26 protein-coding genes and 4 tRNA genes are annotated in these 22,041 nt (G+C 68.5%); 16 read left to right on the top strand and 14 right to left on the bottom strand.

Features of this window, described 5'->3' with window-relative positions; all coding sequences use genetic code 11:
* Positions 1-5: 5 nt before the first annotated feature.
* Positions 6-1,331: an MFS transporter gene (locus tag BST38_RS02820; RefSeq protein ID WP_083141738.1), complete on the bottom strand. Its 1,326-nt coding sequence runs from the start codon at positions 1,329-1,331 to the stop codon at positions 6-8.
* Positions 1,332-1,522: 191 nt separating this feature from the next.
* On the opposite strand from BST38_RS02820, the gene BST38_RS02815 reads away from it, so the two are divergent.
* Positions 1,523-2,419 (top strand): serine/threonine-protein kinase, encoded by an 897-nt coding sequence (locus BST38_RS02815; protein ID WP_083141737.1) that lies wholly within the window; start codon positions 1,523-1,525, stop codon positions 2,417-2,419.
* A 133-nt stretch (positions 2,420-2,552) separates the two neighbouring features.
* Complete coding sequence (locus BST38_RS02810; RefSeq protein ID WP_237160647.1) at positions 2,553-3,242, top strand: VldE C-terminal domain-containing protein; 690 nt, start codon at positions 2,553-2,555, stop codon at positions 3,240-3,242.
* Between the two features lie 139 nt (positions 3,243-3,381).
* Here the strand turns inward: BST38_RS02810 and BST38_RS02805 are convergent.
* Positions 3,382-3,457, bottom strand: a tRNA-Lys gene (locus tag BST38_RS02805).
* Positions 3,458-3,585: 128 nt separating this feature from the next.
* Here BST38_RS02805 and BST38_RS02800 point away from each other — a divergent pair.
* From BST38_RS02800 to BST38_RS02780, 5 genes are all read left to right on the top strand, one after another.
* Positions 3,586-3,658: transfer RNA gene (locus BST38_RS02800), tRNA-Glu, on the top strand.
* Between the two features lie 39 nt (positions 3,659-3,697).
* A tRNA-Asp gene (locus BST38_RS02795) sits at positions 3,698-3,774 on the top strand.
* Positions 3,775-3,815: 41 nt separating this feature from the next.
* Positions 3,816-3,892 (top strand) — tRNA-Phe (locus BST38_RS02790).
* Positions 3,893-3,905: 13 nt separating this feature from the next.
* Entirely contained in the window at positions 3,906-4,475 is a 570-nt protein-coding gene (locus BST38_RS02785; RefSeq protein WP_083141736.1) for a chorismate mutase, read from the top strand.
* A 7-nt stretch (positions 4,476-4,482) separates the two neighbouring features.
* Positions 4,483-5,061, top strand: a complete 579-nt coding sequence (locus BST38_RS02780; protein WP_083141735.1) for a TetR/AcrR family transcriptional regulator — start codon at positions 4,483-4,485, stop codon at positions 5,059-5,061.
* Between the two features lie 23 nt (positions 5,062-5,084).
* Here the strand turns inward: BST38_RS02780 and BST38_RS02775 are convergent, their stop codons facing one another.
* Positions 5,085-5,876 (bottom strand): MBL fold metallo-hydrolase, encoded by a 792-nt coding sequence (locus BST38_RS02775; RefSeq protein ID WP_083141734.1) that lies wholly within the window; start codon positions 5,874-5,876, stop codon positions 5,085-5,087.
* Between the two features lie 91 nt (positions 5,877-5,967).
* On the opposite strand from BST38_RS02775, the gene BST38_RS02770 reads away from it, so the two are divergent.
* A complete protein-coding gene (locus BST38_RS02770; RefSeq protein ID WP_083141733.1) occupies positions 5,968-6,573 on the top strand; it encodes a TetR/AcrR family transcriptional regulator in 606 nt (201 codons plus the stop codon).
* Between the two features lie 117 nt (positions 6,574-6,690).
* Positions 6,691-8,253, top strand: coding sequence for a phytoene desaturase family protein (locus tag BST38_RS02765; protein ID WP_083141732.1), 1,563 nt, complete (start codon positions 6,691-6,693; stop codon positions 8,251-8,253).
* Between the two features lie 7 nt (positions 8,254-8,260).
* Here the strand turns inward: BST38_RS02765 and BST38_RS29315 are convergent, their stop codons facing one another.
* Positions 8,261-8,413, bottom strand: coding sequence for a hypothetical protein (locus BST38_RS29315; RefSeq protein WP_165761548.1), 153 nt, complete (start codon positions 8,411-8,413; stop codon positions 8,261-8,263).
* A gap of 33 nt (positions 8,414-8,446) precedes the next feature.
* Positions 8,447-8,809, bottom strand: coding sequence for a UBP-type zinc finger domain-containing protein (locus BST38_RS02760; protein WP_083141731.1), 363 nt, complete (start codon positions 8,807-8,809; stop codon positions 8,447-8,449).
* A gap of 73 nt (positions 8,810-8,882) precedes the next feature.
* On the opposite strand from BST38_RS02760, the gene BST38_RS02755 reads away from it, so the two are divergent.
* The 3 genes from BST38_RS02755 (at position 8,883) to BST38_RS02745 (ending at position 10,829) form a co-directional block, all read left to right on the top strand.
* Positions 8,883-9,323 (top strand): SRPBCC family protein, encoded by a 441-nt coding sequence (locus BST38_RS02755; RefSeq protein WP_083141730.1) that lies wholly within the window; start codon positions 8,883-8,885, stop codon positions 9,321-9,323.
* Between the two features lie 82 nt (positions 9,324-9,405).
* Positions 9,406-9,846: an SRPBCC family protein gene (locus tag BST38_RS02750; protein WP_083141729.1), complete on the top strand. Its 441-nt coding sequence runs from the start codon at positions 9,406-9,408 to the stop codon at positions 9,844-9,846.
* A gap of 71 nt (positions 9,847-9,917) precedes the next feature.
* A complete protein-coding gene (locus BST38_RS02745) occupies positions 9,918-10,829 on the top strand; it encodes an LLM class F420-dependent oxidoreductase (protein WP_083141728.1) in 912 nt (303 codons plus the stop codon).
* On the opposite strand, the gene BST38_RS02740 is transcribed toward BST38_RS02745, so the two are convergent.
* The 8 genes from BST38_RS02740 to urtA are packed head-to-tail and all read right to left on the bottom strand — an operon-like array spanning position 10,812 to position 18,358.
* Positions 10,812-11,987, bottom strand: a complete 1,176-nt coding sequence (locus BST38_RS02740; protein WP_083141727.1) for a pyridoxal phosphate-dependent aminotransferase — start codon at positions 11,985-11,987, stop codon at positions 10,812-10,814. The genes BST38_RS02745 and BST38_RS02740 overlap by 18 nt on opposite strands.
* Before the next feature lie 45 nt (positions 11,988-12,032).
* Positions 12,033-12,758: an urease accessory protein UreF gene (locus tag BST38_RS02735; protein WP_083141726.1), complete on the bottom strand. Its 726-nt coding sequence runs from the start codon at positions 12,756-12,758 to the stop codon at positions 12,033-12,035.
* Complete coding sequence (locus BST38_RS02730; RefSeq protein WP_083141725.1) at positions 12,739-13,230, bottom strand: urease accessory protein UreE; 492 nt, start codon at positions 13,228-13,230, stop codon at positions 12,739-12,741. The genes BST38_RS02735 and BST38_RS02730 overlap by 20 nt, the downstream gene beginning before the upstream one ends.
* Positions 13,227-14,045, bottom strand: a complete 819-nt coding sequence (locus BST38_RS02725; RefSeq protein WP_083141724.1) for an urease accessory protein UreD — start codon at positions 14,043-14,045, stop codon at positions 13,227-13,229. Before BST38_RS02725 ends, BST38_RS02730 begins: the two co-directional genes overlap by 4 nt.
* Positions 14,042-14,662 (bottom strand): urease accessory protein UreG, encoded by a 621-nt coding sequence (ureG, locus tag BST38_RS02720; RefSeq protein WP_083141723.1) that lies wholly within the window; start codon positions 14,660-14,662, stop codon positions 14,042-14,044. Before ureG ends, BST38_RS02725 begins: the two co-directional genes overlap by 4 nt.
* A gap of 13 nt (positions 14,663-14,675) precedes the next feature.
* Entirely contained in the window at positions 14,676-16,391 is a 1,716-nt protein-coding gene (ureC, locus tag BST38_RS02715; protein ID WP_083141722.1) for an urease subunit alpha, read from the bottom strand.
* Between the two features lies 1 nt (position 16,392).
* Entirely contained in the window at positions 16,393-17,112 is a 720-nt protein-coding gene (locus BST38_RS02710) for an urease subunit beta (RefSeq protein WP_083141721.1), read from the bottom strand.
* Between the two features lie 4 nt (positions 17,113-17,116).
* On the bottom strand, positions 17,117-18,358 hold the full coding sequence (urtA, locus tag BST38_RS02705; protein WP_083141720.1) for an urea ABC transporter substrate-binding protein: 1,242 nt from the start codon (positions 18,356-18,358) through the stop codon (positions 17,117-17,119).
* A gap of 230 nt (positions 18,359-18,588) precedes the next feature.
* On the opposite strand from urtA, the gene BST38_RS02700 reads away from it, so the two are divergent.
* Positions 18,589-19,602, top strand: a complete 1,014-nt coding sequence (locus BST38_RS02700; RefSeq protein ID WP_083141719.1) for a helix-turn-helix transcriptional regulator — start codon at positions 18,589-18,591, stop codon at positions 19,600-19,602.
* Positions 19,603-19,623: 21 nt separating this feature from the next.
* Here BST38_RS02700 and BST38_RS02695 read toward each other — a convergent pair whose 3' ends face one another.
* On the bottom strand, positions 19,624-20,091 hold the full coding sequence (locus BST38_RS02695) for a MarR family winged helix-turn-helix transcriptional regulator (RefSeq protein WP_083141718.1): 468 nt from the start codon (positions 20,089-20,091) through the stop codon (positions 19,624-19,626).
* A 62-nt stretch (positions 20,092-20,153) separates the two neighbouring features.
* Here BST38_RS02695 and BST38_RS02690 point away from each other — a divergent pair, with 62 nt between their 5' ends.
* The 3 genes from BST38_RS02690 to BST38_RS02680 are packed head-to-tail and all read left to right on the top strand — an operon-like array spanning position 20,154 to position 21,957.
* Positions 20,154-20,588, top strand: a complete 435-nt coding sequence (locus tag BST38_RS02690; RefSeq protein ID WP_083141717.1) for a RidA family protein — start codon at positions 20,154-20,156, stop codon at positions 20,586-20,588.
* A 37-nt stretch (positions 20,589-20,625) separates the two neighbouring features.
* On the top strand, positions 20,626-21,732 hold the full coding sequence (locus BST38_RS02685; RefSeq protein ID WP_083141716.1) for an alkene reductase: 1,107 nt from the start codon (positions 20,626-20,628) through the stop codon (positions 21,730-21,732).
* A 36-nt stretch (positions 21,733-21,768) separates the two neighbouring features.
* The gene (locus BST38_RS02680) at positions 21,769-21,957 is read left to right on the top strand and encodes a hypothetical protein (protein WP_083141715.1); all 189 of its coding nucleotides are present in this window, start codon (positions 21,769-21,771) and stop codon (positions 21,955-21,957) included.
* Positions 21,958-22,041: the final 84 nt, after the last annotated feature.

The following is a 22,041-nucleotide window of genomic DNA, read 5'->3' as shown; positions in this document are numbered from 1 at the left end:
CGGCCCTATGCGTGCGCCGACGATTCGGCCGGCGCCTTAGCCGGTGCGGTCTCGCGCATCGTGACCAGACCGAACAACGCGACCACACAGACGGCGATCAGGACGAAGCTCGGTGCGGCGGCGCTGCCGGTGCGCTCGATCAGCCATGTCGCCAGGAAAGGTGTTCCGCCCGCGAACAACCCGATTCCGAGCGTGAACGGGATCGCGAAGCCGCTGAACCGGACTTCGGTGGGCACGCCCTCGACGAACGCGGTGGCGAAGGTGCCGTCGTTGAGGCTGAACATCGCGACGAACAGCAACTGGACCGCGAGCGCCGCACCGAATCCGGCAGCGCCCAGCAGCAGGAACGCCGGATAGCTGATGAGGATGAACAGCACCGCATTCGCGATCAGGACAGGCTTGCGGCCGATCCGGTCGGACAGCGCGGCCGCGCCGAACAACAGCGGCAGGTACAGCACCAGCGCGATGGTGGCGATCAGGTTCGACTGCGTCGCCGACAGCGCGACCTCCTCCTGGAAGTAGGTCACCATGTACGACAGCACCAGGTAGTACCCGCCCGCGTTGACGGCCATGATGCACAGCATCCGCACGACGGCACGCCAGTGGTGCCGGAAGACCTGTGCCACCGGGGATTCGGCCAACTTGTCCTGGGACTGCAGGGCCAGGAACGCGGGCGACTCGTCGAGCTTGGAACGGATGTACCAGCCGATCAGGCACAGCGGTCCGGCGATCAGGAACGGCACGCGCCAGCCCCACTCCTGCATCGCCGCCTCGCCGATCACCGAGAACATCGCGGTGATGAGCAGCGACGCGACCAGGAAGCCGGACGCCGCCCCGATCGGCACGACGCTGATGTAGCGGGCCCGCTTGTGCGGCGGCGCGAACTCGCCGATGAACACCGCGGCGCCGGAGTACTCGCCCGAAGCGCAGAACCCCTGCAACAGACGGGCGACCAACAGCAGCAGCGCGGCGGTCCATCCGATCGTCTCGTAGGTCGGCAGCAGACCGATCAGCGACGTGATGCCGCCCATGCCGAGGATCGTGATGGCAAGTACCTTCTTGCGGCCGAGCCTGTCGCCGTAGTGGCCCCAGAACGTACCGCCCAGCGGATACATCAGGAAGGACACCCCGAAGATCGCGAACGTCTGCAGGATCGCCAGCGACGGGTTGTCGGTCGGGAAGAAGACCGCCGACAGGGTGACCGCCATGAACGCGTAGACCGCGTCACCGAAGTATTCGACGAATGTGCCCACGCCGGCGCCTGCGACGACATGCCGGGCGGACCTGTCGTCGACGGGTGAAGCTGCCGGCCTCGTGGGAGTTTCGGTCATGCGCGCAACCTTCCGGGATGCAGGGATCGTTAATGTGATCACTTCTGGACAGTTTGTGATCACATTTCGCAGATATCTGATCACAGGTGTGCGGTTTCCGCTCGCCAACCGAGTCACCTCGGGACACGGTCGATGCCCGCGGGCCCGCGCGTCACGTTTGTGATCACGGCTTTCGGGCTAGCTTGGAAGGCATGCAGGCGCCGGAGATCCTTGGCGGTCGCTACGAGTTGGGGCGCGTCCTCGGCCGCGGCGGGATGGCTGAGGTGCGCGAGGCGTGGGACAAGCGATTGGGGCGCCCCGTCGCGGTCAAGCTGTTGTATCCGTCGGTATGCACCCAGCCCGATACCCGGCGCCGGTTCACCACCGAGGCGCGTGCCGCGGCAGCGCTGAACCACCCGCACGTCGTCGCGGTCCACGACTCCGGTGTGCACGAGGGGCGTCACTACATCGTGCTGGAGCGGCTGCCCGGTCAGAATCTGGCCGATGTGCTGGCCCACCACGGTCCGCTGCCGGCCGAGCAGGTCCGCGCGATCATGCGTGACGTGCTGTCCGCGCTGGGCGCCGCGCACCGCAGTGGCGTGCTGCACCGCGACATCAAACCGGCCAACATCCTGTTCACCGAATTCGGCGGGGTGAAGATCGCCGACTTCGGGGTCGCGAAGAGCCCCGACACGCCGCAGACACTGACGAACCGGGTCTTCGGCACGATGGCCTACCTGCCGTCGGACCGGATCGCCGGAAGGCCCGCCACCCCCAGCGACGACCTGTACGCGCTCGGCGTGGTGGCCTACGAGGCGCTCACGGGCCGGCGTGCGTACCCGCAGGAGAATCTGACCGCGCTCGCCGACGCGATCGCCGCGGCGCAGCTCGCTCCGCTGTCGTCACTCCGACCCGACGTGGACCCGGCGCTGGCGATGACGATCGAACGCGCGATGGCCCGTGATCCACGGTTCCGGTTCGCCACCGCCGAGCAGATGCTCGCCAGCCTGGACGCGCCGACTCGACGGCCGGGACGCGCCGGGGGAGTGCTTGCCGCGACCGCGGTCCTGATTCTTTTCGCACTCGCGGCATTAGTGGTCGTCGCGTAGCGGAATTGCCATTCTGACCTGCGCATATACGGTTGCTAACCGGTGGGTCGCGGTCGGGTAACGATCAGCGCGCCGTATTCAGATTTGATCTTGGATAGTGTATTTTGCGGAATTTTTCGTTATCTTGCTGGACGTGGGTCGGCACTCTTTACCGAAGCAGCGGCGAAATCCGTCGGTCTATCTGGTATCGGCACTCGCGCCCGCGGCGGTGTTCCTGGCCGTCAAGGGCGACGCCGGTCCGGTCGCGACCATCGTCGACGAAGAACCCGTCGCCGCCCCGGCACCCGCGCCCGTCGTGGAGGAGCAGGCCGTGCCGTGCTGTGTCGAGGTCGTCGCGGCACCGGCCACCGGCGCGCAGCCCGCGCTACTGACCGATCCCGGCAGCGCGGAGATCGCATCGGCATCGCTGGTCTCCGCGTCGCGCTGGCGTGTGGTGGACCCGACACTGCCCGCCGGAGTGGCCCCCGAGCGCGGCCTGCAGGTCCGTACGATCCTGACCGCCCGCAGCATCAGCGCGGAGTTCCCGGAGATCAACAACATCGGCGGGGTGCGTTCGGACTACCTGCGCTGGCATCCCAACGGTCTCGCGCTGGACGTGATGATCCCGAACCCGTCGTCGCAGGCCGGCATCGCGCTCGGCAACCAGATCGTGGCCTACGTGCTGGGCAACGCGAAGCGCTTCGGCATCCAGGACGCGATCTGGCGGGGTGTGTACTACACGCCCGGCGGAGCCCGCGCCGGCGGCTACGGCCACTACGACCATGTGCACGTTACGACCACCGGTGGGGGCTACCCCGATGGCGACGAGGTCTACTACCGCTAGTCGCTCTGGCGCCTCGGCGCCGCGAGCGTGCGCGTCTGCACACCGACGCGCCTCCCAGCCCGTAATTTCCCGCACGCTCGTCGCCGCCGAGCGCGCGGTTTGTGTCCGTCTTCGCGCCGATGCCGCCGTCTGACGGACGTGGTGCCCCCACCAGGGCTCGAACCTGGGACCTGCGGATTAAAAGTCCGTAGCTCTACCGACTGAGCTATAGGGGCTAGGCGTCTCTGTGACGCCAAAAGGATACGGTACACAGCCAGTTTGAGGATTTGGGTGTCCGTACCCTAAGCTATCGAAGCTCCCAACGGACAGAGCGTTGTGAGTGCCCCGGAGGAATTCGGAATAGGCCCCCATCGTCTAGTGGCCTAGGACGCCGCCCTTTCACGGCGGTAGCACGGGTTCGAATCCCGTTGGGGGTACTCGCTACGACCACTACGGTGGGAGCAGCAACACAGTAAGGCCCTGTGGCGCAGTTGGTTAGCGCGCCGCCCTGTCACGGCGGAGGTCGCGGGTTCGAGTCCCGTCAGGGTCGCCATTACGGCGAGGCACTTGCCATGCAAGTGATCGGTGCCGTCCGGCCAGGTAGCTCAGTTGGTACGAGCGTCCGCCTGAAAAGCGGAAGGTCGCCGGTTCGATCCCGGCCCTGGCCACCATCACATCGGTGACATGATGTACCCGATGATTCGTCTCCTCGCCTCCGCAGCCGCACTGTCCGCCCTTGCGGCATTGCTCGCGCCCGCGGCCGCCGCACAACCCGACACCACCCTGGTGGATCTCGTCGACGCCGCAGCGCGCCGCCTGCAGGTGGCCGACCCGATCGCGGCGAACAAGTTCCACACCGGTGGCCCGATCCAGGACCCGGTCCGGGAGCAGCAGGTCCTCGACGCGGTCTCGGCCGAGGCGGTATCGCTGAACCTGGATCCGAACTACGTCACGACGGCGTTCCGGGACCAGATCGACGCGACCGTCGCGATCGAGTACAGCCGGCTCGCGCAGTGGACGTTCGACCCGGCCGCCGCCCCGGCGGAGGCGCCGGACCTGGCGTCCTCCCGCGGGGTCATCGATGCGCTGAACCGCGAGATGGTCACCCGGATGGCCGACGAGTGGGCCAAGCTGCATTCGCCGGCCTGCCCGGCCGAACTCGACCGCGCCAAAGCGACCGTGGTGAAGGAGCGCCGTCTGGACCCGCTCTACGTGCAGGGCATCGACTTCGCGACCCGCAACTACTGCCGCTGAGCCGACCATGTCCCGTGAGCCCACCGATTTCCGCGGGCGGCTGCTCGACGCGCTGGAGGCCTCCATCGCCGAGCACGGTTACGCCAAGAGCACCGTCGCCGACATCGTCCGGCGGGCGCGAACCTCCCGGCGCACTTTCTACGAGCACTTCGACAGCAGGGAGTCGTGCTTCGTCGCGCTGCTGACCGACGCCAATGCCGACCAGGTCCGGCAGATCTCCGAGGCCGTCGACCCGAGCGCGCCATGGCAGAAGCAGGTCCGCCAGGCCATCGAGACGTGGATCTCGTCGGCAGAGGCCCGTCCGGCGCTGATGCTCAGCTGGATTCGCGACGTCCCGTCGCTCGGCGCGGTCGCCCGAGGGCTGCAGCGCGAGTCGCTGGAGAGCTTCATCGACATGGTCGGCACGCTGGGCGCCACCGACGAGTTCCGCGCCGCCGGGGTGGGCCCGGTGTCGCGGCAGCGCATCATCATGCTGCTCGGTGGCCTGCGTGAACTGACCGCGATCACCGTCGAGGAAGGCGGCACGATGAGCGACGTCACCGAAGAAGCCGTCGATGCGTCCATCGCGCTGCTGAGTCCGCACTGAACCGGCACATTGCCACGCAACGGTTATCCGGCGGCCTTCGCACGCTGATACAGCGTCGGGTCGTGGCTGCACAGGATCATCAGGTCCGGTTCCCGGCGCTGGTACAGCTCGGTGAGCCGGGCGTGGTTGTCCCGCACCTTCTTACGGTCCGCCGCGACGGCCATCTCGAAGGCCGCCAACGACTTCGGCATCGGCGGTCCGTCACCGACCTCGCTGAGATGGAAGAACGCATCGCCGGCGTGCAGCAGCCACCGGTCTCCGGCGTCGACGGCCACGCAGGTGTGGCCGTCGGTGTGGCCGGGCAGCGGCACCAGCGCGAAGCCAGGGCCGATCTCGGAAAGTTGTTTCGCCGCAGCGAATCCGCGCCACGACTCGCCTTCGGCCTCGTGCTCGACGAGTTTCGGGTCGTGCGCCCACTGTGACGGCTGGAACCGGATCCGGCTCTGGATGGAACGAGATCGCATGGCCGAGAACGCTTCCCTCGCCGTCACATGGACGGTGGCGTGGGGGAAGTCCGCGAGCCCACCGATGTGGTCGGCATCGAAGTGGGTGACGATGATGTGGCGCACATCGGAACTGCGGAATCCCAGCAGCGGCAGCTGCGACACCAGCGTCTCGGCCGGATCGAAGGCAGGTCTGATGAGCCGGCGCCGGATGCGGCCCAGCCCGTCGGGCCGGGCGCAGTCGTTGGTGCCGAAACCACTGTCGACGAGCACCAGCCCGCCGTCCGTCTCGATCAGCAGCACATGGCAGACCAGCGGGTCGGGCACCCCGAGCGGCCGCATGGTGCCGCAGTTGAGGTGATGCACCTTCATCAGCGTTCCCCCGGCGTCGTGTGCTGACCTGTAGTCAACAGACTCGGCGGCGGCGGCGCAACGCATCGGTGCGGTCGGGTAATTTACGCTCATGGTCCGGCCCGCTCAGACGGCGCGCAGTGAGCGCACACGGGAAGCGCTGCGGCAGGCCGCCGTCGTGCGGTTCCTCGCGCAGGGGGTCGAGGACACCACCGCCGAGCAGATCGCTTCCGACGCCGGGGTGTCGCTGCGCACGTTCTACCGGCATTTCGCGTCCAAGCATGACCTGCTGTTCGCCGATTACGACGCCGGCCTGCACTGGTTCAGGGCGGCCCTGGCGGTGTGCTCACCCGAGGACCCGATCGTCGAGTCGGTCCAGGCGGCGATCATGGCCGCACCCTACGACGACTGGGCCGTCACCAACATCGCGTCGATGCGCTCCCAGGAACTCGACGACGGCCGCATCGTGCGCCACATCCGCCAGGTGGAAGCCGAATTCGCCGAGGCGATCGAGGAGCACATGACCAAGAGCAACAACGCGTCGCGCGGCACCGACGAACGCATGCGCGTGACCGTTACGGCGCGCTGCATCGCCGCGGCGGTGTTCGGCGCGATGGAGGTCTGGATGCTCGGCGAGGATCGCTCCCTGCCGGAACTGGACCGGTTGTGCCGGCACGCGCTGGAGCTGCTGCGCACCGGGATCGAGGACCCGCGCTAATTCGCCGAGACTGCAGGTACGCAGCCCTCCACTCGGACATCTTCTGCCGGAATGCAATTTCGCCCGCGATGTTTTGTCATTATTGACAAAACATCGCGGGCGTGTCAGCCTCAGCCGATGACGGACTTCGATGCGATCGTCGTCGGGGCGGGCCACAACGGGCTGACGGCGGCGGCGCTGCTGCAGCAGGCGGGGCTGCGCACCCTGTGCCTGGATTTCAAGCTCTACGCCGGCGGGATGGCCTCGACGGTCGAGCTGTTCGACGGTTTCCGGTTCGAGATCGCCGGCTCTGTGCAGGTGCCGACGTCGGCGGCGGTCAGCGACGCGCTCGGGCTCGGGGACCTGCCCACCGTCGACCTCGACGTGATGTCGGTGCAGCTGCGGGGTGTCGGCGACGACCCGCTGATCTACTACACCGACCCGATGAAACTGCTGACCCACCTCAACGAGGTGCACGGCGCCGAAGCGGTCAACGGCATGGCCGGTCTGATGGCGTGGTGTCAGGCGCCGACCCGCGCACTGGGTCGCTTCGACGCGGCCCAGCCGCCGAAGACGCTCGACGAGATGTTCGCCTGCGCCACCAACGAATTCGAGCGTCAGGCGATCAGCGACATCTTGTTCGGTTCGGTGTCCGACGTGCTCGACCGCCACCTGCCCGACCGGGAGAAGCACGGAGCGCTGCGCGGGATGCTGGCGTTCCTGGCGGTCAACACCACCTACCGTGGACCGGAGACCCCCGGCAGCGCCGCCGCGCTGGCGTTCGGGCTTGCGGTACCCGACGAGAACGCGACGCTGATCAAGAAGTTCCGTGGCGGCATGGGCGCGGTCACCGAGCACCTGCTGCAACTGTTCACCGGCGCGGGCGGCGAACTCCGGTTACGCAGCAAGGTCACCGAGATCCTGGTCGAGGACGGCAGGGTCACCGGGGTGCGCCTGGAGGACGGGTCGATGCTGACCGCCCCGGTCGTCGTGTCGAATCTCGCCCCCGATCTGACCGTCAACTCTCTTGTCGACGGCGGCGCGATCCCGGCCGAACTGCGGGAACGGTTCTCCCGCATCGACCATCGCGGCAGCTATCTGCAGATGCATTTCGCACTCGACGGTCCGCCGACGTTCGCCGCACCGTACGAGGTCCTCAACGACCCCGAGTATCAGTCCGCGATCGGCATTTTCACCACTCCTGAGGAACTGCAACGGCAGTGGGAGGAGTCGGCCAGGGGAGTGGTGCCCGCCGATCCGGCCATCGCCCTGCAGATCCCGTCGGCCAACGACCCGAGCCTGGCTCCGCCCGGTAAGCACGCGGTGTCGGCGTTCTCGCTGTGGTTCCCGCTGTCAGAGGAGCAGGCGGGATACGGGCAGATGAAGGCCGAGATGGGGCAGCGGGTGATCGACAAGATCACCCGGCTGGCACCGGATTTCGAGAAGCTGATCCTGCGGCACACCACGTTCACGCCGAAGCACATGGGCACGATGTTCAACGCACCCGGCGGGGACTACTGCCACGGCCTGATCCACCCCGAACAGATGGGCCGCAACCGTCCTGGCCCGAAAGGCTATGTCGATCAACCGATCCCGGTCGACGGGCTGTACCTGGCCAGTGCCGGCTGCCACGGCGGGCCGGGAATCACGTTCATCCCCGGCTACAACGCGGCGCAGCAGGTGCTGGCCGACCGGGGCTGACGCGTCGTCACTTCGTCGCGGGGCCGCTCGGGGTCGCGCCGCCCTCGTCGGACCAGTCGTTGCCGTCGTCGTCACCCTTCGACGGGTCGGTGACCACGTCGTCGTCGGTGTTCGCCGGGGCGGTGTCGGTCTTGGTCGTCTCTGGCTTGTCTTTGGTCACGGCGCACGATTACCCGGGTGAGCGCGGGTTCATTCACCCACGCCGGCGCAGTTGCGCCATCCAGTCGACGGGCACCCGGCCCCGCGGCCCGGGCGCCGTCTCGCCGGTGGGCCGACTCTGCGGTGGCGCGAGTTCGGGACCCTCGTAGTACTGGCCGGTGGCGTAGTTCCAGAACCAGTCCTCGCCCGGCTCGAAGGACCTGATGATCGGGTGCCCGCTGGCGCGCCAATGCGCCGACGCGTGCTTTTCCAGCGAGTCGTCGCAACAGCCGATGTGGCCGCACGCCGCGCACCGTCGCAGGTGCACCCACCAGCCGTGCGCGGCCTCGCACTCGGCGCAGCCCGTCCCGCTCGGTGGGACCTCCGGATCGACGAAGCCGTCCGCGGCGTCACTCATCTGAGCAACCCTACGACCTCAGTCCGCTGATCTCGATCCGAACGCAGATCGCCGTGGTCTAGGGTCTCCTGCCATGGCAACCAAGGATTCCCGCGAGGTCGTGATCGATGCAACACCCGAGCAGATCCTCGACGTCATCGCCGACGTCGAAGCGACCCCGACCTGGTCGCCGCAATACCAGAAGGCCGAGGTGCTCGAGCGCTTCGACAACGGCCGGCCCAAGCAGGTGAAGATGACGGTCAAGGCCGCCGGCCTGACCGACGAGCAGGTCATCGAATACACCTGGGGCGACAACGAAGTCACCTGGACGCTGGTGTCGGCGTCGCAGCTGAAGGCCCAGGACGCCGGCTACACGCTGACCCCCGACGGCGACAAGACGCGCGTGCGGTTCGACATCGCGATCGACCTGTCCGTGCCGCTGCCCGGGTTCATCCTCAAGCGCACGATGAAGGGCGGCGTCGAAACGGCGACCGAAGGCCTCAAGAAGCAGGTCCACAAAGTCCTCAAGGGGTGAGCCGCTTGCCCGCGCCCGGTGGCCGAAAGTTTGCTGCCGAATACGCTGCGCGGGACCGCGGCGCTGACTACGATTTGCCGGTATGGCGGTTCGGGCGTCCAGTGAAATCGTGATCGAAGCCCCGCCGGAGGCGATCATGGACGCCTTGGCGGACGTGGAGTCGGTGGCCGCGTGGTCGTCGCTGCACAAGGGCGCAGAAGTGATCGACCGGCATCCCGACGGCAGACCCCACCACGTCAGGACGACGGTGAAGATCATGGGCATCGCCGACAAGGAGATGCTGGAGTACCACTGGGGTGACGACTGGGTGGTGTGGGACGCCGAGCAGACCTCGCGACAGCGCGGACAGCACGGCGAGTACAACCTGACACCCGTCGGCGAACAGCGGACAAAGGTGCGGTTCGACCTCATCCTCGACCTGGCGGCGCCGTATCCGACCTTCCTGGTGCGCCGGGCCAGACAGATGGTCCTCGACGTCGCGCTGCAGAATCTGCGCGAGCGCGTCCTCGCGGCGTGGGTGTGAGGGTTTCGCGCACGCCGAGTTGATGTGCCCGAGCGGGAATACCCCGCCGCGACGGTCAAGTTGCTGCGCATATGACCGCTGGAATCATGCTGTTCGCCAATGCCGATGCGGACAACGCCGTCGACGACTACGTCTCCCAGGCGCGCCGCGCCCACGACCTCGGAGTGCCACACGTGTGGGTGGCCCAGCAGTTCGACCACGACGCCATCACGCTGGCCGGCTTGATCGGCGCCGCGGTGCCCGGGCTCGGGGTCGGCACGGCGGTGGTGCCGTTCAACCCGCGACACCCGCTGACCGTGGCCTCGCAGGCGCAGACCGTCCAAGCCGCCACGCACGGGAACTTCAGCCTCGGACTGGGTTTGGGTGCCCACGAACCCGAACGGGTGTCCTACGGCCAGTCCTGGCCGGGCACCGTCGACCGGTTGCGCGAACACCTGACCGTCCTGCGGTCGGTGTTCGACACGGGCGCGGTCGATTTCCACGGCGAGCACTACACCGCCGCACCGAACTGGCCGGTGCGACTGGCCGGCGGCACCCCGGTGCCCGTCTACGTCGCGGCGATGGGCCCCAAGGCGCTGCGGGTGGCCGGTGAACTCGCCGACGGCACGCTCCCATATCTCGCGGGGCCCCGGACCCTCGAAGAGTTCATCGTGCCGACCATCACCGAAGCGGCCGCCGACGCCGGCCGGCCCGCGCCGCGGATCATCGCGTTCGTGCCCGCCCAGGTCACCGACGACGTCGAGGCGGCGCGCACCGCGGCCGCCGAGCAACTCGCGTTCTACGCGACCATCCCGTCGTATCAGAAGGTGATCGCGCGCGAGGGCATCACCGACCTGACCGACCTGACGGCCATCGGCAACCCGGACGCGGTTCGCCGCGTCGTGCAGCGCTACCGCGACGCAGGCGCCACCGACATCGTGCTCAGCGCGATCGAGCGGACCCGGCCGGACGAGCGGCTGTGGGAGTCAGCCGGCACGCTGTAACCCGCGCAGCCGGCGGATCGCCTCGTCGAGGGTCTGCTCACGCTTGCAGAACGCGAAGCGCACCAAGTGTTTCCACTCGTCGGCGTGTGCTGCGGCCGGATCGCAGAACGCCGACATCGGGATGGCGGCCACCCCGACCTTCTCGGGCAGCTCGGCGCAGAACGTCGTGCTGTCGTGGTAACCGAGCGGGCGCGGGTCGACGGTGAGGAAGTAGGTGCCGAAGCTGTCGAATACGTCGAATCCGATGTCGGTCAACGCCGACGCGAGCCGGTCGCGGCGGGCCTGGAACGACTCGCACAGCGCATCGACCCAGGCGTCCTCGGTGTTGAGCGCGTGGGCGACCGCGGGCTGGAACGGCGCACCGCCGACATAGCTCAGGTACTGCTTGGCCGCGCGCACACCGGCGATGAGATCGCTTGGCCCACAGGCCCACCCGATCTTCCAGCCGGTGACGTTGAACATCTTGCCCGCGCTGCTGATCGTGACCGTGCGCTCGGCCATACCGGGATAGTCGGCCAGCGGGCGGTGGCGCCTGCCGTCAAAGACCAGATGCTCGTAGACCTCGTCGGTGATGACCAGCAGGTCGGCGGCCACCGCGAGCTCGGCGATCCCGCGCAATTCCTCGTCGGAGGCGATCATGCCGGTCGGGTTGTGCGGGGTGTTGACGATCAGCGCCCGTGTCCTCGGCGTCACCGCGGCGCGCAGCGCGTCGATGTCGATCGCGAAGTGCCTGCCGTCCTGGCGCAGCGGCACCGCCCGGCGGTGGCACCCGGCCATCGCGATGACGGGGGAGTACGAGTCGTAGAACGGCTCGATCAACAACACCTCGGAGCCGGGTTCGACGAGCCCGAGGATCGATGCGGCGATCGCCTCGGTGGCGCCGACGGTGACCAGCACCTCGGTGTCGGGGTTGTACTCGCTGCCGTAGCGGCGCCTGCGCTGGGCTGCGATGGCCTCGCGCAGCGATGCGTCCCCGAGCCCGGGTGGGTACTGGTTGACGCCGTCGGCGATCGCGTTCTCGGCGGCCTTCAGCATCGCCGGGGGACCGTCCTCGTCAGGAAAGCCCTGCCCCAGGTTGACCGCGCCGACCCGGGTGGCCAGCGCCGACATCTCGGCGAAGATCGTCACCGCGTAGGGCTGCAGGCGTTGCACCGTCACGGTTTCGAGCCTACGTGGGACCGCCCGGCACCCGGCGGGCGACGGTCAGGTGGTGAACAGCCTGGCAGTGCGCGTCTCGTGCCGCATACCGCCGATCTCCAGCGCCGGGGCTGCGCTGGACAGGTCGTCGAGCGGGCGGACGACCGCCGCACGCGCGAGCGCCACCAGCGCCGGGGCGGCGCCGGTCTGGATCCGCTGGCTGTGCAGCGGGCCGAGCCGCCCGAGCCGGATCGCGGCGCTGAGCATCGACGCCATCACCGAGCGCATCGAGCCGAGTACCGCGATGTGCACGGGCACCCCGAGGCGCGCCTGCAGGGCCCCTTCCACCACCGCGCCGTGACCCGGCGCATTCCCGTCGATGACCCGGTCCAGGTACGCGCAACCCCGGTCCAGGCCGGCCTGCCGTGCCGCGGTGGCCAGCTGGCGGCCCGCCGATTCCGACGCGACCCGGGCGTTGCCGAACAGCTTGTAGGACGCGAGCAGCGCGTCGAGGTCGGCCAGCGCGTCGGGCACCGCAGCGCGGTCGGCGCCGGCCCGCCAGGCCGCCGCGCACACCGTGGCGTCCAGCGGCGCGTAACTGTTGGTGACGTAGGCGAGCACCGCGGCGCCGATGTCGTCGGCGTTCGCGCCGGGGCGGTCGGCGAGCCACTGTTCGAGGCCCTGACTGTGCACCATGCGTCCCGACGGGAAAGCGCTGTCGTGCAACTGCATCCATAGTGCGAGTGCGACGTCGGGGCCGGTGGCGTCGGGGTCAGTGATGGTGGCCGGCATGGCTGTCCGAGGAGGTCCGCGACCAGCCGTTGCGCGCCAGCGGCTGCTGTGTGACGTCACCGAGGACGCCGAGTTCGTCGAGGAGTTCCTTCGCCGCGTGGGCGCTGGTGAACAGCGGCGCCGCCACGGAACCGGATTCGACGTCGATCGGGGCGTGCTGGTTGCCGAGCAGATAGCCGAGCAGCAGCATCCTGCGCGCCCCCGCGGCCCCGTCGTTGTCGGCGAAGCGGACCGTGATCGCATCCTCGGCGGGGCGGCGGACGACCACCACCGCGGTGTCGTCGGCGGCGATCACCGCGCCGTCGCGCAGAAACGTGCCGCGCGGCAGGGTGATGTGAACGACCAGACCGGTGTCGGCGGTCACGACCTGCCGGTGCTTGGTGGCGTCACCCCAGCCGATGTCGACATGGTGTCGGGTATGCCCGGTGAATCTGGGCTCGGAGATCTCGCCGAGTACGCTGTGCGCGTTCACTGTTCACCCACCTTCAGCAGTTCGGCCCGGGCCGCGTCGAATAGCCGTTGCCGGGCACGGTGTAGATCCGGGGCGCGCCCGGCAATAAGTCGCGCGAACACCCCTGCTGCGGCGGGCAGTTCGCCTGCGCCGCCGTCGCATCCGTCGGCGGTGTCGAGTACGTGTCGCACCCGCGCCAGCACCGCCTCGGCGTCGCGGCCCGGCGCCACCGCCAAGAACGTGGCCAGATAGTCGCCGTCGACCAGGCACAGATCGTCGGAGCCGGGCCGGATCACCTGGCGGTCCCGTGCGACGGCACAGCCGCCCACCCGGGCCACGAACGCGCTGTCGTAGCTGCGGTACCCGAACCGTTCGCCGTGCGCGACGCGCCCCGCCGCGACGGCCTCCCAGCCGAGGTAGACCCCGCCGGGCTCGACGTCGATGCCGATCGTCTGGGTGTACGTCGAATCCGCGTGCGGGATCACGGTTCCCGGGAAGTACTCCAGCACCGCGCCCGCATGCACGGTGAAATCGGCCCGGTGCCGGGCACCCGCACCGTCACCGGCGAACACCTGCGTCGCGGCCTGCGTGGTCAGGCACAGGTGGCTGCCCGGGTGGCAGCGCACGACGGTGTGCAGCGCGTCGTCGGAGAACGCGCCGCCGCTGGGGCTCTGCACGCACAGCGTCGCGGCGCCGGGGTAAAGCGGGTCGCAGTGCAACGGCATCGTGACGCGCTGCGGATAGCGCTGACGCAGCGACGTGGTCCTGGTGCGCCCGGTCGCGTCGGCGACCACCTCGACGCCGAGCTCACCGGGGGCGATCGCCGGTGCTGTCACGGCACGCCCGCACCGAGCATCGCGCCGTCGACAACACGCTCGGTCAACTCGTCGAGGCCGTGCCCGGACCGCAGGTCGGTGAACACCGTCGGCTTCGCCGGCCGCGCGACCGCGCAGTCGCGACGCATCCCGTCGAGGTCGGCACCGACCAGCGGGGCCAGGTCGATCTTGTTGACCACCAACAGGTCTGCCTGCAACAGGCCGATGCCCTTCTTGCGTGGGATGTCATCGCCCGCGGCGGTGTCGATCACGAAGACCCAGAAGTCCACCAGATCCGAGGTGAACGTCGCGGCCAGGTTGTCCCCGCCGGACTCGATGAGAATGACGTCGAGATCGGGGAACTGACGGCTCAGCCGGTCGGCGGCGGCCAGGTTGGCCGACGGGTCCTCCCGGATCGCGGTGTGCGGGCACGCGCCGGTCTCCACCGCGAGCACCCGCGCGGGGTCGATGACCCCGCTGCGCCGGACCCGCTGGGCGTCCTCGTCGGTCACCAGATCGTTGGTGATGACGCCGACGCTGAACCCGGCGGCGGACAGTCGCGGCACCAGCGTCTCGACCAGTCGCGTCTTACCGGAACCGACCGGCCCACCGATGCCGATGCGCACGGGGTCTGCCATGGTGTCCTCCTCGCTATTTGAGCGTGTACCGGCGGCCGAGCGGGACCTGGGGCATCGGGGTGCTCACGCACGGCTGACCGTCGACGGTGACCCGGTAGGTGTCCGGTTCGATGGTGATCTCGGGCAGGTAGTCGTTGTGCAGCAGATCGGCTTTCGTCAGCGTCCTGGCGCCACGGCAGGCCACCAGGCGGGTGTCCAGACCCAGCGTCTGACCCAGGCCGGCGTCGATCGCGGCGCCGGCGACGAAGTTGACCGACACGTCGGCCGGGGTGCGGCCGAACGCCGCCCACTGCGGCCGGTACCGCAGCGGCTCGCACGTCATCAGCGATGCGTTCGCCTCACCCATCACCGACCAGGCCGGAAAGCCGCCCTTGAACACGACCTCGGGCCGGATACCGAAGAACTTCGGTTCCCACAGCACGATGTCGGCGAGCTTGCCCGGTTCCAGCGACCCGACCTCGTGGTCGATGCCGAACAGCCGCGCGGGGTTGATGGTCAGCTTCGCGACGTAGCGCAGGATGCGGGCGTTGTCGGCGCCGGTACCCTCGTCGCCGGGCAGCGCGCCCCGGGTGGCGCGCATGTGGGAGGCGAGTTGCCATGTCCGCGCGATGGTCTCGCCGATACGGCCCATGCCCTGAGAGTCCGAGCCCATCGCCGAGATCGCGCCGAGGTCGTGCAGCACATCCTCGGCCGCGATCGTCTCGCGCCGGATCCTCGACTCGGCGAACGCGACGTCCTCGGGGATCCGCGGGTTGAGGTGATGGCACACCATCACCATGTCGAGATGCTCGTCGAAGGTGTTCAGCGTGTACGGGTTGGTCGGATTGGTCGACGACGGAAGGCAATACGGTTCGCCGACGACGCGCATGATGTCGGGGGCGTGCCCGCCGCCAGCGCCCTCCGCGTGATAGGTGTGGATGGGCCGCCCGCCGATCGCGGCCATCGTGTCCTCGAAGAAGCCGGACTCGTTGAGGGTGTCGGTATGGATCTGCACCTGCAGGCCGAGTTCGTCGCCGGCGTCGAGCGACGCCCGGATCGCCGCCGGGGTGGCGCCCCAGTCCTCGTGGATCTTGTACCCGATGGCCCCGGCCAGTCCCTGTTCGATCAGCGGTGCGGTGCTCGACGCGCTGCCGTTGGCGATGAACCCGAAGTTCATCGGGAAACCCTCGGCGGCGCGCAGCATCCGGGCCAGATTGGTGGGGCCGGACGAGGTGATGCCGACCGTGACGGGTCCGAGTCCGCCGCCGATCATCGTGGTGATCCCGCTGGAGATGGCCTCCTCGACCAGCCCGGCGCTGTCGAAGTGCACGTGCACGTCGATCGCCCCCGCGGTCGCGATCATGCCCTCGCCGGAGCGGATGTCGGTGCCGGCGCCGATCACCAGCTCCGGATCGACGCCGTCCATGGTGCGCGGGTTGCCCGACTTGCCGATGCCGGCGATGCGTCCGTTGCGGATCCCGATGTCGGCCTTGCGGATTCCCAGCACCGCGTCGATGATCAGCACATTGGTGATCACGAAGTCCAGTGCGCCCGCGCCGTTGGTGATGTCGCCGTGCACACCCATGCCTTCGCGCATGGTCTTGCCTCCGCCGAACACCGACTCGTCACCGTAGACCGTGGCGTCGTGCTCGACCTTGGCCAGTAGTTCGGTGTCGGCGAGCCGGACCCGGTCGCCGGTGGTGGGTCCGTACAACTCGGCGTAGTGCCGCCGCGAGATCCGGTGCGCCATCTCAGGACCGCCCGGGCGCATCGAGGAAACCGAGGCCACGCATGCGCGCCATCAGCTCGTCGCCCGGCGCCGAGGACGCCGCCGCATTCGTCAGGTCGTTCTGCCCGACGACGGTGCGCTCACCACCGTAGCTGGTCAACGAAACCTCCTGTTGTTCACCGGGTTCGAAACGCACGGCGGTGCCGGACGGGATGTCCAGACGCATGCCGAAGGCCGCGGCCCGGTCGAACCGCAGCGCGCGGTTCACCTCGAAGAAGTGGAAGTGGGAGCCGACCTGGATGGGCCGGTCCCCGGTGTTGTCGACGGTGACCGTCGTCGTGGCCCGGCCCGCGTTGAGCTCCAGCTCGCCGTCGGCGGGCAGGATCTCGCCGGGCACGACGGCGGGTTCGGTGGGTGGTTCCGCGGCCGGATTCGTGCCGGGCCCGATCGCGTCGTGCACCGTGACCAGCTTCTGCCCGTCGGCGAAGAACGCCTCCACCTGCACCGACCCCAACAGTGTCGGCACCCCGGCCATCACGTCGTCGTCGGTCAGTACCGTGGCGCCGTGCGCGGCGGCCTCGGCGACGGTGGCACCCGCCCTGGCCGCTTCGACGACCTCGTCGGCGATCAGGGCCCTGGCCTCGGCGTAGCTGAGTCGCAGCCCGGCGGCGCGGTGCTTGCGGGCCAGCTCGGCGGCCAGGAAGAGCAGCAGCCGGTCCTCGTCCTTGGGTGTCAGATGCATTGCGTCAGCCCGTGATCCCGGCGGCCCAGGGGTAGCCCTTCAGGTACGGGTCTGGCTCGATCGGTGCCGGGGAGGCCCATACCTGGTAGATCAGGCCGTCCTCGGCGACGCGGCCGATCCGTGCGGTCTTGGTGACGTGGTGGTTCTCGCCGTCGACGGTGATGGTGCCTTCCGGAACGTCGACGGTGACCCCGTCGGCCGCGGCCTGGATGTCGGGCACCGCGAACGAATTGGCCTTCTCCACCATGGCTTTCCACAACATCACCGCGGCGTAGGCCGATTCCATCGGATCCGAGGTCACCCGGTCGGCGCCGAAGCGGGCCTTGAAGTCCGCGACGAAGGTGTTGTTCGCCGGCGTGTCGAGCGTCTGGTAGTAGTTCCACGACGACAGCTGGTCGATCAGTGTCGGCGCACCGATGCTGCGCACCTCTTCCTCGCCGACGCACATCGACATCACCGGCATCTTCTCCGCGGTCAGGCCGGCACTGCGGTACTCCCGGAAGAACGCGTTGAGCGAATCACCGACCACGACGTTGAACACCGCATCGGCGTCGGCGGTGCGGATCTTGTTGACGATCGTGGAGAAGTCGGTGCTCCCCAGCGGGGTGTAGTCCTCACCCCGGATCTCGATGCCGTTGGCCTGAGCGTAGGCCTTCACGATCGCGTTCGAGGTGCGCGGGAAGACGTAATCGCTGCCGACCAGATACAGCGACTTCACCCCCTGCTCCTTGAGGTAGTCGAGCGCCGGGATGATCTGCTGGTTGGTGGTGGCGCCGGTGTAGAAGATGTTCGGCGAGCTCTCCAGGCCTTCGTACTGCTGGCCGTAGTACAGCAGCGCGTTGGCATCCTCGAACACCGGCAGCATGGCCTTGCGGCTGGCCGAGGTGTAACCGCCGAAAACCGCGGCGACACAGTCGGAATGGACCAGCTTCTGTGCCTTCTCGGCGAAGATCGTCGGTTCCGAGGCGCCGTCCTCGCCGATCAGCCGCAACTGCTTGCCGAGGACTCCGCCAGACGCGTTGACCTGCTCCACGGCCAGCGTGATCGCATCGCGGATCACCGATTCGCTGACCGCCAGCCCGCCGGAGAGCGAGTTGATGGCGCCGACCTTGATGGTGTCGCCCGAGGTGTCGACGCAGCTTTCCTGGGCCGCGGCAGCACCCTCGTCGCCGGCGCGGCTGCCGCATGCCGAGGCGAGTACCGCCGTCGCCGCCAGCAACGCAAGGGTGGGACGCAATCGTTTCATGTCAGCCGCCTTAGGGAGATATCGGGTGAGATGTCGCGTGAGGGCCGCACCGCATCGTGCGACGTATCCGTGGTGGCGCTCAGCGTATGAACCGGCCGCCGCGACGGCTATGGGAGGAATCTCCCATTTCGCCGGACCGTTTTCCGTGAGGCCTCACTGAAGAAACATCCTCGAAACATGTTGTGCCGATGATGACCCCACGAACGAGGGGTGATGGCGGAGGACGGGCGATGGCCGGGAACTATGGTGATGTGCTGGGCAGTACGGCCAGCATCGAGACCCGCGCCCACGATCTGCTGGACATGCTGGCGGCGCGGGCCGATTCGTCGGCCTCGGCGATCTGCCTGTGGGACCCGATCCAGCGCTGCCACGTCGGCGTCGCCAACCGTGCGTATCCCGACCAGGTGATGGAACACTTCAACTCGTGGTTCGTCGACAACGACCCGCTGTTCGACGCGATGAGGGTGCACGGTCTCGGCCCACTGCGGTGGCGCGATTTCCCCGACTACCGCAACGGTTACTCGGTCAACAACGTGTTCCGGCCCGCCGGGTTCGACGAAGGCCTGTCGGCGCGCCTGGTCACCACGGACGGCACCTATGTCGGCACGATCCACGTCAACTGCGACGACCCGCGCTATCCCCGTGACGACGACGTCGCCGAGATCAACGCGCTGCGCGTCCAGATGGCCGAGCACCTGGACTTCTCGGTACGGCCTCGGATGGTCTCCGAGTTGGTGGCCCCGGATGCGCAGTCATGGGCGGTCGACGACTTCGGTCGCGCCCACCTGCTACGCCTCGGCGACACGTTCTGCGAACCGCTGGATCCGTTGGCGGTCAACGAGATAGCGGCCGCGTTCCGCGCGGCCGGCCCTGTCGTGCGACCGGAGGTGCTGCGCTACCACGACGGTGTGTCCTGGCTGTACGTGCGGCGGATCGCGACCTCGTCGCGGTACCGCGGCGACAGCCTGCGGGCCGTGCTGCTGGCGAGCCGGACGCCGCTGCCGATGGGGATCACCCCGCGCGAACTCGACGCGCTGACGCTTGCGGTGTGCGGTCTGACCAACGCGCAGATCGCGGCGCAGTTGTTCATCAGCGTGCGTACCGCCGGGCACCACCTGGAGAGTGCGTCGGCGAAACTCGGTGCACCCAACCGTGCCGCGTGCGCGTCGCAGGCGGTCGCGCTCGGGCTGCTGTCGGCGGATGTGCTGTCGACGCTGGGCGGCCGGGAGCCGGTGGCCGTCTGAGGTGCGGCCGGGATCGCCGGCTCAGGTGACGTCCTGCGGGCGTACCCGCAGTTTGGCCGCGATGCGGGCCAGGGCCTGCTTGTCGGTGGTGGTGAGCGGGTCGAGGACGAACTCGCGCACAGAGCGCATGTGGATGGGTGCGGCCTCGACGACCAGCGCGTAACCGCGGTCGGTGAGCATGGCCAGGGTGTAGCGGCCGTCGGTCGCATCGGGGGAGCGGACGACCCAGCCCCTCTGCTCGAACCGCTTGACGACATTGGAGAGCCGCGACAGTGAGCCGTTGGCCAGAAAGGCCAACTCGCTCATCCGGATACGGCGCTCCGGCGCCTCGGAGATGTGACTCAGCACCAGGTACTCGAACAGCGTCAGATCAACCTGGCGCAACGGCGATTCCAGCTTGCCCGGTAGCAGCATCATCAGCGAGACCAGCCCCGTCCACGCTTCTTTCTCTTCCGGCGTCAGCCATCGGGTCTCCTGCGAACGCGCCATCTCTGCACTTTATCGGAGCAGCATCACTTCACATGTGAAGTCAGCGGTGGTACGTTCACTTCATGCATGAAGTAAAAAGTGAGTCCGGCGTCTCGTTCTTCGTCACCCCGGGCTTCGGTGAGGCGCTGCGCGACGCACTGCCGTACAGCCAGGCCGTGCGGATCGGGAACCGCGTCGAAATCTCCGGCCAGGGCGGCTGGGACGACGAGATCAACTTCCCGGAGTCCCTCGAGGACGAGATCGAGCGGACCTTCGAGAACGTGCAGCGCACGTTGGCCACCGCGGGCGCGAGTTGGGCCGACGTGGTCCACGTGAACTCCTACCACGTGCCGAGCGCGCCGGACTGGATCGGCGACGAGCCCACCCAGGCGATGGCCCGGCAATTGCGCAAGTGGATGCCCGACCGCGCGCCGATCTGGACGCAGACCGGCGTGGCCGCGCTCGGCGCCCCGAAAATGCGCGTCGAGATCCGGGTGACCGCGATCGTCGGCGAGTGACGGGAATGATTGCGGCGCGGTGTGCGCTCAGTACAGCATGACCTTCTCCCTCGGCGAACAGTCCGCGCTGCTCACGCCCGTCACCGTCGGCGGCGTCGAACTCGACAACCGAATCTTCATGGCGCCGTTGACCCGGTCGCGCGCCGATGCCGACGGCACGCCGTCGTCGCTGGCCGCCGAGTACTACTCGCAGCGCGCCGGCGCGGGTCTGATCATCAGCGAGGCCACCGCGGTGTGCGAGCAGGCCAATGGCGCGTATCTCAACACCCCCGGCCTCTACACCGACCGCCAGCAGGACAAGTGGTCCGAGATCGCGTCGGCCGTGCACCGGGCCGGCGGCAAGATGTTCGTCCAGCTCTGGCATGTCGGGCGGATGGCGCACCCGGAGATCAGCGGCTTCGAGAACGTCGGCCCGTCCCCGGTCGCCGCGGAGGTGCAGGCGCACACACCCACCGGCAAGAAGCCGCTGCCGGTGCCGCGCGCGCTGACGACCGGTGAGATCGCCGAGATCGTCGGCCAGTTCCGCACCGCGGCGCGCCGCGCCGTCGACGCCGGGATGGACGGTGTCGAGATCCACTCGGCCAACGGCTATCTATTGCACGAGTTCCTGTCCGATGTCGTCAATCAGCGCACCGACGGCTACGGCGGGTCGCCGCGCAATCGGGCCCGGCTGACTGCCGAGGTCGTCGAGGCGGTCGCCGCCGAGATCGGCCCCGACCGCGTCGGCCTGCGCATCTCGCCGGCCAATCAGGCAGGCGACATGCACGAGGACGACCCGGTCAGCACCTATGAGGCGCTGCTGTGCCGCATCGACTCCCTCGGCATCGCCTACCTGCACATGGTGCTCGATCCGTCGCATCCCGCGTTCGCGCCGCTGCGCACGCAGTGGCAGGGCTCGCTGGTGCTCAACACGCGCCGCCCGTCGGGCGCCGACTTCGCCCTGCTGGAAAGCCTCGCCGACTGGGGCGTGATCAGTGCGGCGGCCGTCGGCAGGGCGTTTCTGGCCAACCCGGATCTGATCGAGCGGCTGAAGTCCGGTGCCGCGCTCAACGAACCCGATCCGACGACGTTCTACGCGCCGGGGCCGGTCGGCTATATCGACTACCCGACGCTTGACGAATTGGTGACGGCCCGCTCGGCGTAGGTGTGAACGCGCCGGAGCGCGGGAAGAACGTCGGGCATGGCTACATACCGTGTTCTGAATCCCAAGGGCGAGGTCGTCGACACGAAGGACATCGAGAGCGCGGAGGACGCGCACGCCTGGTTCGTCGACCAGAAGGCCGACAACTCCGAGCTCGGCTGGCGCATGGAAGTCGAGCACGACGGCGAGTGGTCGTTCTTCGATGACACGGAGGGCGCCTCGGACTGACCCTCGGCTCCCGCGACCAGACACAAACTCGCACGGTTCCCGCCGGAACCGTGCGAGTTTGCGTCTGCTGAGCGAAAATGCTCC

It is taken from the genome of Mycolicibacterium parafortuitum, assembly GCF_002086815.1.
In the GTDB taxonomy this organism is placed as follows: Bacteria; Actinomycetota; Actinomycetes; order Mycobacteriales; family Mycobacteriaceae; genus Mycobacterium; species Mycobacterium parafortuitum.
This window is presented reverse-complemented; position numbering and strand designations above follow the sequence as displayed.